We start from the raw sequence: 12,065 nt of genomic DNA, 5'->3' as shown, positions 1-12,065 counted from the left end.
ATCGCTCGCCGTCGGAGGTGGGGCGTAGAGCCAGGGACCCGGGGCGGAGCCGTCGAGGCCCTCCGGAGCCCGGGGCCGGGCAGAGAGTGCGGGGGCCCGCCGGAGGCGGGGCCGGTGCAGGGACGGCGGTGCCGGCCGGTCAGGTCAGTCGGCCGGTGGGGGTCAGTCGGCCGGTGGGGGTCAGCGGTCGAGGAGGGCGAAGAGGTTCTCCCACCGGTCGGTGACGGCCTCCGCGGAGAACCGCCGGACGTTGCGGTACGCCCGGTCGCCCATCCGGTTGCGCAGATCGGCGTCCTCCAGCAGGCGGCCGAGGTGGCGGGCCAGTTCCGCGGTGTCGCCGGGGCGGGCCAGCAGGCCGTCCTCCTCGTGACGGACGATCTCCCGCACGCCGGGCGCGCAGTCGAAGGCGACACAGGGCACGGCGCAGGACATCGCCTCCAGCAGGGACAGCGGGAACCCCTCGCCGCGGGAGGACAGCACGAACACCGACGACCGGCGCAGCGCGCCCGCGACGTCCTCGGTCCGTCCCGCCCACTCCACCGAGCCGTCCAGGCCCAGCTCGGTGCACTGCCGCCGCAGCGCCGCCTCGTCGGGACCGGAGCCGTGGACGCGCAGGAGCCACCCCGGGTGCCGGGGGGAGACCTCGGCCCAGGTGTCGAGCAGCAGGTCGACGCCCTTCTCGTAGCCGAGGCGGCCGACGCCGGCGACCACCTTCCCGGTGCGCGGGGAGGGCGCGCCCGGCTCCAGGGGGACCGGGTTCGGCAGGAAGCCCACATGGTTGAAGCCCTCGCCGATCCACCGGTCGGCGTCCTCACGGGTGAGCACCAGCATCCGGTCGACGTCCTTGTAGTACCGCTTGACGCGCGCGAAGCGGGAGGAGGCGCGCGAGGTCTCGAACGACTCGTGGCTCATGCCGATCACGGTGTGGCCCGCGGTGTCCGCCAGGGCGACCCACTCCATGGCCCACACCTGCGTCACGATGACCACGGCGCCGGGCCGGGCCGCGTGGAGGACGGCCGACAGCCGTTCGGCCGCCTCCCGCCTCCCGCGCTCGCGCACCGCCTCCCGGTGGCGGGCCACCGGGTCGACCCGCTCCCGCAGCCCGCGGACCGGGCGGCGCCCGGCCGGACGCGTGTCGTGGAGGGTGAGGGTCCGGAAAGGCGGGTCCTCGCCGAGGCCGAACGGCGAGTCGGCCGGTGCGACGCCCACCACCGTCACCCGGTGACCGCGTGCGGCGAACAGCCGCGCCATGAGGATCTGCCAGCGGCCCACGCCGCCCAGTTCGTCGACCTCGTTGCCCACGAGGACGATGTCGCGCGCGGTCCGGCCGCCGCCGCCGTCGGGCCGGGTCACCGGTCCCCTCCCCGGGCGCCGAAGAAGCGGTCGACGATCCGCGCGGCGGCGTCGCCCTGGTCGTACTCGCCGTACCGGGTCATGAACTCCTTCAGCCGCGCCTTGTGGCCGTCGAGCCGGTCCAGGTCCGACAGGGCCTCGAACAGCTCCTGAGCCGTGTGCACGACGGGGCCGGGAGCCTCCTCCGACAGGTCGAAGTAGGTGCCCCGGCCGTTGTGGACGTAGTCGTCCCAGTCGTAGGTGAAGAACACCATCGGCCGCTGCAGGAGCGCGTAGTCGAACATCACGGACGAGTAGTCGGTGACGAGCACGTCCGCCAGCAGCAGGACGGGGGTGATGTCCGGCTCCCCGCTCACGTCGACCACGCGGCCGGCCACCGACGGGGGCAGCGTGACGCCGTTGAGGTAGTGCGTGCGGACCAGCAGCGTGAACTCGTCACCGAACCGGTCGGCGAACCCGTCGACGTCGAAGGGGAGGGCGAAGTCCTCGACCCCGCCGCCCTCCCGGGCGCGGAAGGTGGGCGCGTACAGCACCACCGGCAGGTCCCGGCGGACGCCCAGGCGCTCGGCCAGCTCCTCGGCCGCCGGGTCGGGCACGCCCGACTCCCGGGCCCGCACCAGGGCGTCGTTGCGCGGGTAGCCGGTGCGCAGCAGCTTCTCCGGCGGGATCCGGTAGGCCCGGGCGAGGGTGAGCTCGTCGTGCCGGCCGCGGACCACGAAGTGGTCGAACCGGTCGACGGCCCGCTGGTAGGCGAGACGCTCCCGCTCCGGCAGGACCCGCATCTGCGGCGTGTCGAAACCCATCCGCTTCAGCGCGGAACCGTGCCAGGTCTGGATGTAGGTGGTCTCCGGGCGCTTCGCCAGCTTCAGCGGGAACCCCTGGTTGTCGATCCAGAACTCCGCCCGCGCCAGTTCCGCGATGTACCGCCAGGACCAGCGGCGCACCAGCTCGGCGTCCTCGGGGAAGCCCGCCGGGACGGCCCCGGCGTACGACCAGACGGCCCGCACGGGGACGTTCCGGCGGCGCAGCTCCTCGTGGACGGCTCGTGGACTGTCGCTGTACTGCCTGCCGAGGTGGCTCTCGAAGACGACCGTGCCCCTGCGGACGGGCAGCAGTCGGATCATCCGGTGGTACGCCTCGATCTTGCGGCGTCCGGAGACCAACTCCTTGCGCAGCGCGAGGGCCGTGCGCAGGGCCTTCTTGGTGAGGCGGGCCGGCGGGCTCTCGATGTGGTGCCGCAGCACGCCGACGGCGCGCCGGGAGAGCGCGCCGCGCTGGACCAGGTGGAACGCCAGATGACCGTGGGAGGAGGCGCGCGGCTCGAGCCGGTCGGCCGCCAGCCGGCCGAGCACCGGCCGCACCCGGACCGCGTCGGCGTCCGGCCCCTCGAGGTCCGTCCCGCCGACGGTGAGCCGGGTGGTGGTGCGCTCCCCGTCCACGGTGAGGTGCATCCGCACGTCCCAGACGTCGTCGAGGACGCCCACCGGCCGCAGCTTCCGGGCCAGCGGCACGGTGGCCTCCCAGACGACCGACGCTCCCGCGTGGCGCACCGTGCGCACCGGGAACCGGAAGGACCGCAGGCTCCGGCGGCGCGCCCGGAACTCCAGCTCCGCCGTGAGCCGGGCGCCCGGGCGGATCGCCCCCAGGGGGTTGACCACGGCGCCCGACAGGGTGACGCCCCCGGGCGACCCGGCGTAGCCGGTGACCGCGTTGCGCAGGAAGAGCCGGGAGAGCGGCCGCTCGTGGTACCCGAGGCCGGTGACGTCGAGGACGGCGCGGCCCAGCGGGTCGTCGAGGTGCTCCTCGCACCAGTACACGCGGCCGTCCCGCTCGGCCAGCGGACTGGACACCTTGTCCTTGTTGATCAGGGTGTCGACGGCCTGCATGAGGTGCTCCCAGTCCTCGCGCAGCAGGAGGTAGGCGCACAGCCGGTGGACGGGCGACAGCTCCTCGTACGCCTCCTCGGGGAACTCCCGGAGGTAGCCGTTCGCCATCCCGGCGAAGCGGCGCCGGTAGTCGTCGTCGAGGAAGGGGAGCTCGCGCAGGTAGAGGACGAGGTCGTGCTTGAGGAACTTGCGGTCCTTGTGCAGCCTCAGCGCGTCGTGGCCCCCGGCGGCCAGGATGCGGTCGATCCGGCGGTGGATCTCCAGCCGGTCGGCGAAGTTGTTGATCTCGTGCCGCCGGTTGCTGATCGACTTGGCCTCGGCCTTCCGCACGACGTTCCAGTGGTAGACCGTGTCGGGGATCAGGGTGATGCGGGAGGCCGCCAGGTACGCCCGGGCCGAGAAGAGCAGGTCCTCGTAGTGGATGCCGCGGGGGAAGGTCAGCCCGCTGTCGAGGAGCCAGGCGCGGCGGTAGCACTTGTTGGTCGACAGGGTGTCGAAGACCAGCAGGTCCGGGAGTTCGGCGATCGACTCGAGGGTCCGGGTGCGCCGGTACAGCCACGGGTACCACTTCGACGTCGTGCCCCACCGGCTGTCGACGTGCACCCGCAGGCAGAGGCCGGAGACCAGGTCGGCGCCGGTGCTCTCGGCGGCCTCCAGCATGTTCCGGCAGGCGTTGGGCTCGAGGGTGTCGTCGCTGTCCAGGAACATCACGTAGCGGCCGCGGGCCACCGCGACGCCCTGGTTGCGGGGTTCCCCGCAGCCACCGCTGTTCTCCGGCAGCCGGATGGCCCGCACCCGGTCGGACTCCGCCTCCAGCCGGCGGGCGACCTCGAAGGAGCCGTCGGTGGAGTGGTCGTCGGCGATGACCACCTCGACGTTGCGCAGGGTCTGCCCGAGGACGGACCGCACGGCGGCCGGCAGGCGCCGCTCGTCGTTGTAGACGATGACCACGACGCTGATGTCGGGAGCGGCGCCGCCTCGCGGGCCCTCCCGCGGCGGACGCTCGTCCGGCGGGCCCTCCCGCCGCGGGCCTTCGCGCCGCGGGCCTTCGTGTCGTCGGCCGTCGCGCCGTGGGCCCGCGTGCCGCGTGCCGTCGTGCTCTGTGCTGTCGTGCGGGGCGGACACCGGCAGGCACCTCCGTCGGAGCGCGGGAACGGGGCGGTCTCACCCTGTCCTGTGGATGGCTTGCGGGCCGGGGACGGCGGGGGAGAATCAGGACATTCCCCTATTCAACCTGTCGGACGAGCCGCCCGCGAGTCCGCGGAGCCGGGGGCCCGGTTCGCTTCCGCCGGGCCGATGGGGGAGTCTGGACGGTCGACGACCCGGGAGGTACGAGATGAGCTGGCTGGTCACGGGCGGTGCCGGATACATCGGAGCCCATGTGGTGCGCGTCATGGCCCAGGCCGGGGAGAGCGTCGTCGTGTTCGACGACCTGTCCACCGGCAGCGCGGACCGGGTGCCCTCCGGCGTGCCGCTGGTGGTCGGCAGCGTCCTCGACGGCCCGCTGCTGGAGCGGACGATGCGCGAGCACGGCGTCACGGGCGTGGTGCACATCGCCGGCAAGAAGCAGGTGGGGGAGTCGGTGCGGCGGCCGCTCCACTACTACCGGGAGAACGTCACCGGTCTCCAGACGCTGCTGGAGGCCATGACGGCCGTCGGGGCCGGAGCCCTCGTCTTCTCCTCCTCCGCGGCCGTCTACGGGATGCCGGACGTGGACCTGGTCACCGAGGACACCCCCTGCGCCCCCATCAACCCCTACGGCGAGACCAAGCTGGCCGGCGAGTGGCTGATCGGCGCCGCCTCCCGGGCCCACGGCATCCGGTCGGCGTGCCTGCGCTACTTCAACGTGGCCGGAGCGGCCGGCCCGGAGCTGGCCGACGCCGGGGCCACCAACCTGGTGCCCATGGTCTTCGAGCGCCTGGAGTCCGGCGCCGCGCCGCTGGTCTTCGGAGACGACTACCCCACCCCCGACGGCACCTGCGTGCGGGACTTCATCCACGTCGAGGACATCGCCTCCGCCCACCTGGCGGCCGCGCGGCGGCTGGCGGAGGCCGGGGAGGGGACCGCGCTGGTCCTCAACATCGGCCGCGGCGAGGGCAGCTCGGTCCGCGAGGTGGTGGACCGCATCCTCAAGGTCACCGGCAACGAGCACCTTGCGCCCGAGGTCGCCCCGCGGCGCCCCGGCGACCCGGCGCGCGTGGTGGCGTCCGCGGACCGGATCACGGCGGAGCTCGGCTGGAGCGCGCGCCACGACCTGGACGACATGATCCGGTCGGCCTGGGAGGGCTGGCGGCGCCACCACTCCTGACCGCGGGCCCCGGTTTGACCCTCCTGCCCAGGTCCCCGTAACCTTGACCCTCGGCGTGTCCATAGGCACGCCACATCCCCGTAAACCTCATTCCTCCCGGCCGGCCGCAGGCTTCGTGCCGCGCCCCGGGAGAGGCCGGTCCCTTGTCACAGGGAGGCTGGACTGCGGGGGTGCCGTTCCCGAGCGAGAGAGTGAGATCCGCGTGTACGCCATCGTGCGCAGCGGTGGCCGCCAGCACAAGGTTGCTGTCGGTGACATCGTCGAGGTTGACAAGATTTCCACCGCCAAGGTTGGCGACACGGTCGAGCTCTCGACCCTGCTCGTTGTCGACGGCGACTCCGTGACCAGCGACCCGTGGGTCCTGGACGGCATCAAGGTCCAGGCCGAGGTCGTGGACCACCACAAGGGCCAGAAGATCGACATTCTGCGCTACAAGAACAAGACGGGCTACCGTCGTCGGCAGGGCCACCGCCAGCAGTACACGGCGATCAAGGTCACGTCGATTCCCGCGGCTGCGAAGTAAGGGACTGAGGAGACATGGCACACAAGAAGGGCGCATCGTCCACCCGGAACGGTCGCGACTCCAACGCTCAGCGGCTCGGTGTGAAGCGCTTCGGCGGTCAGACCGTCAACGCCGGTGAGATCCTGGTCCGCCAGCGCGGCACCCACTTCCACCCGGGTGCGGGCGTCGGCCGCGGCGGCGACGACACGCTGTTCGCCCTCGAGGCCGGTGCGGTGCAGTTCGGCACCCACCGTGGCCGCAAGGTCGTGAACATCGTTCCGGTCGCCTGAACAGGCTGACCGAACTCATTCGCGAGGCGGACCTCACTTCCCCCCGGGGAAGTGGGTCCGCCTTTCGCGTGTTGTGTGAACGTGCGCACCGGGTGAGGCGCGCACGGCGAGACCTGAGCACGACCCAAGACTTACGCGTACTGGAGGCACCTGACCATGACCACCTTCGTGGACCGCGTCGAACTGCATGTCGCCGCGGGTAACGGGGGCCACGGCTGTGCCTCCGTGCACCGGGAGAAGTTCAAGCCCCTGGGCGGCCCGGACGGCGGCAACGGCGGCCGCGGCGGCGACGTGATCCTCACCGTCGACCAGTCGGTGACCACGCTGCTCGAGTACCACCACTCCCCGCACCGCAAGGCCACCAACGGCAAGCCCGGCGAGGGCGGCAACCGCTCCGGCAAGGAGGGCGAGGACCTGGTCCTGGCCGTCCCGGACGGCACCGTCGTGCTCGACAAGCAGGGCAACGTGCTGGCGGACCTGGTCGGCGAGGGCACCTCCTTCGTCGCCGCCCAGGGCGGCCGCGGCGGCCTCGGCAACGCGGCGCTCGCCTCGGCCCGCCGCAAGGCCCCCGGCTTCGCGCTGCTGGGCGAGCCGGGCGACGCCGGGGACATCGTCCTGGAGCTGAAGACCGTCGCCGACGTGGCGCTGGTCGGCTACCCGAGCGCCGGCAAGTCCTCGCTGATCTCGGTGATGAGCGCCGCCAAGCCGAAGATCGCCGACTACCCGTTCACCACCCTGGTCCCCAACCTGGGCGTGGTCACGGCCGGCGCGACGGTCTACACCGTCGCCGACGTGCCCGGCCTGATCCCCGGCGCCAGCCAGGGCAAGGGGCTGGGCCTGGAGTTCCTGCGCCACGTCGAGCGCTGCAGCGTGCTGGTGCACGTCCTGGACACCGCGACCCTGGAGTCCGACCGTGACCCGGTCTCCGACCTCGACGTCATCGAGGAGGAGCTGAAGAACTACGGCGGCGGCCTCGAGAAGCGCCCCCGGCTGGTGGTCCTCAACAAGATCGACGTGCCGGACGGCCGCGACCTCGCCGAGATGGTCCGCCCCGACCTGGAGGCGCGCGGCTACCGCGTCTTCGAGGTGTCCGCGGTGGCCCGCACGGGCCTCAAGGAGCTCTCCTTCGCCCTGGCCGAGCTGGTCGCCCGCCACCGCGCCCGCAAGCCCAAGGACGAGGCGACCCGCATCGTCATCCGGCCCAAGGCCGTCGACGACGCCGGGTTCACCGTCACCCGGGAGGAGGACGGCCTGTTCCGGGTGCGCGGCGAGAAGCCGGAGCGCTGGGTGCGGCAGACCGACTTCAACAACGACGAGGCCGTGGGCTTCCTTGCCGACCGCCTCAACCGCCTCGGCGTCGAGTCGGAGCTGATGAAGGCCGGCGCCCGGTCCGGTGACGGCGTCGCCATCGGCCCCGAGGACAACGCGGTGGTCTTCGACTGGGAGCCGTCGGTCACCGCCGGCGCCGAGATGCTCGGCCGCCGTGGCGAGGACCACCGGTTCGAGGCGCCCCGTCCCGCCGCCCAGCGCCGCCGCGACCGGCAGGCCGAGCGCGACGACGCCGCTCAGGAGTTCGACGACTTCGAGCCCTTCTAGGCCGATCCCGGCATTGCGGGCCGCCGGCGTTTTCCGGTTTTCCGCACAGGCTTTTCACGGAGTCCCCGCCGTGACTCCGTGAAAAGCCCATACCGCACAACCGGTGCCGCTGCCGACATTCGGCCGGAACCCGGCGCGGGGACGGACGGCGCAACGGGGTAGAACGGATGGTCTTTGTTCACCGTACGCGCCATGTGATCTAAAACCGCGCTCCCGGACAGCGGGCCACGGCCCGCAATGTGGTACCAAGTTGGGAAGGGCTTCGGCCCTCGGAAACGCTCGCTGATGCCCAAGGTAGGATTGCTCGTGTCCCAGCACATAACCGCTAGTCGAACGACCGCCGTGATCCTCGCCGGAGGTACAGGGCAGCGGGTGGGGCTGCAGATCCCCAAGCAGCTCATCAAGATCGCCGGCAAGGCGGTCATCGAGCACACGCTGACCACCTTCGAGCAGGCCGAGTCCATCGACGACGTCATCGTCCTGATGACGCCCGGGTACGTGGCGGACATCGAGCGGATCGTCGAGCGCGCGGGACTGACCAAGGTGAAGCGGGTCATCGAGGGCGGATCCACCCGCAGCGAGACCACCCGCCGAGCCGTCGAGGCGCTCGGCGAGGGGCTGGCCGAGGGCGAGGACCTCAACGTCCTCTTCCACGACGCGGTGCGGCCGCTGATCAGCCGTCGGGTCATCGACGACTGCGTCCGCGCGCTGGACCGCTACCAGGCGGTCGACGTCGCCATCCCCTCCGCCGACACGATCATCGTCACGCGTACCCACGGCGAGGACGGCGAGTTCATCACCGAGATCCCCGACCGCTCGCGGCTGCGGCGTGGGCAGACGCCCCAGGCGTTCAAGCTCTCGACCATCCGCCGGGCGTACGAGGTCGCCGCCGAGGACCCCAACTTCCAGGCCACCGACGACTGCTCGGTGGTCCTGAAGTACCTGCCGGACGTGCCGATCCACGTGGTCGCGGGTGACGAGTACAACATGAAGGTCACTCAGCCCGTCGACGTCTTCCTCGCCGACAAGCTCTACCAGCTCGCCTCCACGGCGGCTCCCGCGCCGAGCGGCGAGGAGAGCTACCGGGAACTGCTCGCGGGCAGGACCATGGTGGTCTTCGGCGGTTCGTACGGCATCGGCAAGGACGTCGCCGAACTCGCCGAGAGCTACGGGGCCACCGTGTACGCGCTGGGCCGGTCCACGACCGGAACGCACGTGGAGCGGGCCGAGGACGTCGAGGCCGCGCTCAGCAAGGCGCACGCCGACAGCGGCCGGATCGACTACGTGGTCAACACCGCCGGCGTGCTGCGCATCGGCAAGCTGGCCGAGACGGACGGCGCGACCATCATGGAGGCCCTCAAGGTCAACTACCTGGCCCCGGTGCAGATCGCCCGCTCGGCGTACAAGTACCTGGCCGCGACCAAGGGGCAGTTGCTGCTCTACACCTCCAGCAGCTACACCCGCGGCCGGTCCGACTACAGCCTGTACTCCTCCACCAAGGCCGCCGTGGTCAACCTCACCCAGGCGCTCGCCGACGAATGGGCCGTCGACGGCGTGCGGGTAAACTGCATCAATCCCGAGCGGACGGCCACCCCCATGCGCACCAAGGCGTTCGGTCAGGAGCCCTCGGGATCGCTGCTTTCCTCCGAGGCCGTGGCGCGCACCTCGCTCGACGTGCTGCTCTCCGACCTCACCGGGCACGTCATCGACGTGCGGCAGCAGGATCCGACGGCCGCCGCGGGGCAGGCGTCGGGCTTCGACCAGGCGCTCGCGAGCGTTCTGGACCGGCACGACGGCGTGGCATAATCGGGCGCAATTACCAGAAATCATTTAGGCCGCTCCGAATGCGTGAACGGCCTAATGTTTCGAAATAAGCACTACACGGAAAATGTGCACGGTGTTTTCCGGACTGTCGGAGTTATGCGCTCAAGGCTGTTCACGCACCATGCCGGCACCTCTCCTGGAGCAGGTTCACACGTGATATCCACACTCGTACGCACTGCCCGTGTGGGCAGCGTGGGGGAACTGGTCGCCGCGGTCGCCCTCATCGTGGTGGGCTTTCCCGCTTTGATGATCGCCGCGCTACTGCCGAACATCGTCGCGTTCGCGGTTGCCGCAGCCGTCACTTACGGCGCAGACCACTACCTCCATCACCGGAACAGCTATCTGGTGAATCGTCTGAGTGTGGTGCGCGCCGGACTGGCCATCCGCTTCCTGGTCCGCCAGCTCATCCTGGTGCTGCTCCTGGCCCGGCTGGGGCTCGCCTACGGCGTGTTCTTCTACGCGCTGGTGGCCTGCTTCATCGCCTTCTACGGGCTCCAGGCGGTCCACGGCGCGCTGGTGAAGATGGTCAGGCTCCGCCGCACCCTGCCGGTGGCCACCCGCAACATCACCCTGGCGTCCGACCTCCGGCTGCCGGGCGCGCCGCCGCGGCTGCTGCTGCACCGCTCCGGCGAGAAGATGCTCCACCTCGACCTGCCGGTGTTCGTCGGCGGCCTGGTCTCGGCCTTCCTCGGCGACGGCATGTGGGGCGGCATCGGCATAGTGGCCGCCCTCGGTCTGGGCGTCGTCTACACGCTGCTCATGGTGCCGTACCTGGTCGGTCCGCGTCGTGCTCCGGCCCCGCGGGCCGTGCTGACCGCGGTCCAGAACTGGCTGAGCACCTACAAGCCGGAGACGGTCCTGTACTTCTCCGGCGCCAAGGAGTCGGCGTACCAGGTCAACATGTGGCTGGAGACGATGGAGCGGCTGGACACCCGTCCGCTGATCATCCTGCGCGAACGGTCCGTGATGGAGCGGCTCGCGCCCACCACCGTCCCCGTGATCTGCGTCCCGGGCGGCGTCCACCTGATGAACCTGGACCTGTCCACGGTGCGGGTCGCGCTCTACGCGGCCAACGTCGGCAAGAACATCCACCTGCTGCGCGTGCCCACCATGAAGCACGTCTTCATCGGCCACGGCGACAGCGACAAGATCGCCAGTGTGAACCCGTACAGCAAGGTGTACGACGAGGTGTGGACGGCCGGCAAGGCCGGGCGCGACCGGTACGCCGTGGCGGACGTCGGGGTGCGCGACGAGGACGTGGTGGAGGTCGGACGCCCCCAGCTGGCGCCGATCCGGACCGGCCGCCGGCAGGGGGTCATCGTCCCGACCGTGCTCTACGCGCCCACCTGGGAAGGCTGGGACGACAACCCGGGGAACACCTCGCTCATGTCGGCCGGCGAGAACATCGTCCGCCGGTTGCTGGCCGCCGACGAGCCGGTGCGGGTGCTGTACAAGCCGCACCCCTTCACCGGCACCCGCAGCACCCAGGCCCGGCTGGCGCACGAGCGGATCGTCGCGCTGATCGAGAAGGCGGCCGCCGAGCGCGCGCTGGACCCGCAGTTCCGCGGGGACGAGGCGGCGCTGGAGACGGCGGGCGCGGAGCTGGCGCGCATAGAGGCCCGGCTCGGCGAGCTGACCGCCGGCGTGGAGAAGGAGGACGAGGCGGAGGCGGCCCGCGACGGCGCTCCCGACCTCACGGTCTACGAGGAGATCGCCCGCCTGCGCGAGGAGTGGAACGACGCCTACTGGCGGTCGTTCCCGGTCTGGGAGCACCGGGTGATCACCGGCTCCGAGCCGCGGCTGTACGACTGCTTCAACGTCTCCGACGCGATGGTCTCCGACATCTCCAGCGTGGTCTCCGACTTCATCGCCAGCGGCAAGCCGTACGCGGTGACGGACTCCGCGGCGCTGGGGGTCGAGGAGTTCGTCCGGCAGAACACGGCGGTGCGTGCGGCGGTGATCCTCTCCAACGAGGCCACCGAGATGGACCAGCTGCTGGCGGCGGTCCGGGACCCCGCGGCGGACACGCTGGCGGCCGCGCGGGTCGAGCTGAAGGAGTACCTGCTCGGCCCCGACGAGCCGTCGTCCCTCGAACGCTTCAACGCCGCGATCGCCGCGCTGGCCCTCAAGGCCGAGGCCCGCAGCCTCGGACAGGCCCGCGCCGAGACCCCCTCGGAGGCCGCGGCCCACTGAGGGCCCGGCCCTGGGGCTCCTGAGGCCCCACCCCTGACGGCTGCCGCTCCACCACCTCGGCGGTGACGGCCCGCCTCCTCCGACGTGTGCCCGTTCGTGTCCCCCCGGGGAAT

General features: G+C 71.5%; 8 protein-coding genes. 6 read left to right on the top strand and 2 right to left on the bottom strand.

The window, feature by feature from the left end; translation table 11 throughout:
* Window positions 1–180: 180 nt before the first annotated feature.
* Window positions 181–1,353, bottom strand: coding sequence for a glycosyltransferase family 4 protein (locus HW445_RS07230; protein WP_180220194.1), 1,173 nt, complete (start codon window positions 1,351–1,353; stop codon window positions 181–183).
* On the bottom strand, window positions 1,350–4,199 hold the full coding sequence (locus HW445_RS07225) for a CDP-glycerol glycerophosphotransferase family protein (protein ID WP_180220195.1): 2,850 nt from the start codon (window positions 4,197–4,199) through the stop codon (window positions 1,350–1,352). The genes HW445_RS07230 and HW445_RS07225 overlap by 4 nt, the downstream gene beginning before the upstream one ends.
* A 376-nt stretch (window positions 4,200–4,575) precedes the next feature.
* On the opposite strand from HW445_RS07225, the gene galE reads away from it, so the two are divergent.
* The 6 genes from galE to HW445_RS07195 all read left to right on the top strand — a co-directional run bounded on the left by galE (window position 4,576) and on the right by HW445_RS07195 (window position 11,952).
* On the top strand, window positions 4,576–5,547 hold the full coding sequence (galE, locus tag HW445_RS07220; protein ID WP_180220193.1) for a UDP-glucose 4-epimerase GalE: 972 nt from the start codon (window positions 4,576–4,578) through the stop codon (window positions 5,545–5,547).
* 202 nt (window positions 5,548–5,749) lie between these two features.
* Entirely contained in the window at window positions 5,750–6,070 is a 321-nt protein-coding gene (gene rplU / locus HW445_RS07215) for a 50S ribosomal protein L21 (RefSeq protein WP_151773201.1), read from the top strand.
* Window positions 6,071–6,084: 14 nt separating this feature from the next.
* Complete coding sequence (gene rpmA, locus HW445_RS07210; protein WP_108955339.1) at window positions 6,085–6,339, top strand: 50S ribosomal protein L27; 255 nt, start codon at window positions 6,085–6,087, stop codon at window positions 6,337–6,339.
* Between the two features lie 156 nt (window positions 6,340–6,495).
* Window positions 6,496–7,935, top strand: a complete 1,440-nt coding sequence (gene obgE, locus HW445_RS07205; protein WP_180220192.1) for a GTPase ObgE — start codon at window positions 6,496–6,498, stop codon at window positions 7,933–7,935.
* Window positions 7,936–8,241: 306 nt separating this feature from the next.
* Entirely contained in the window at window positions 8,242–9,741 is a 1,500-nt protein-coding gene (locus HW445_RS07200) for a bifunctional cytidylyltransferase/SDR family oxidoreductase (protein ID WP_180220191.1), read from the top strand.
* A gap of 201 nt (window positions 9,742–9,942) precedes the next feature.
* Window positions 9,943–11,952 (top strand): hypothetical protein, encoded by a 2,010-nt coding sequence (locus tag HW445_RS07195; protein ID WP_308798555.1) that lies wholly within the window; start codon window positions 9,943–9,945, stop codon window positions 11,950–11,952.
* The last annotated feature ends 113 nt before the right edge of the window (window positions 11,953–12,065 follow it).

The organism is Streptomyces sp. UH6 (assembly GCF_013421635.1).
Classification (GTDB): Bacteria; Actinomycetota; Actinomycetes; order Streptomycetales; family Streptomycetaceae; genus Streptomyces; species Streptomyces abyssomicinicus.
The sequence above is the reverse complement of the archived record's forward strand: the minus strand, read 5'-3'. Positions and strand labels throughout refer to the sequence as shown.

Bases quoted from the DNA above. Each gene is read 5' to 3' on its own strand.
- rpmA (WP_108955339.1), top strand. From the start codon at position 6,085: ATGGCACACAAGAAGGGCGCATCGTCCACCCGGAACGGTCGCGACTCC.
- obgE (WP_180220192.1), top strand. From the start codon at position 6,496: ATGACCACCTTCGTGGACCGCGTCGAACTGCATGTCGCCGCGGGTAAC.
- galE (WP_180220193.1), top strand. From the start codon at position 4,576: ATGAGCTGGCTGGTCACGGGCGGTGCCGGATACATCGGAGCCCATGTG.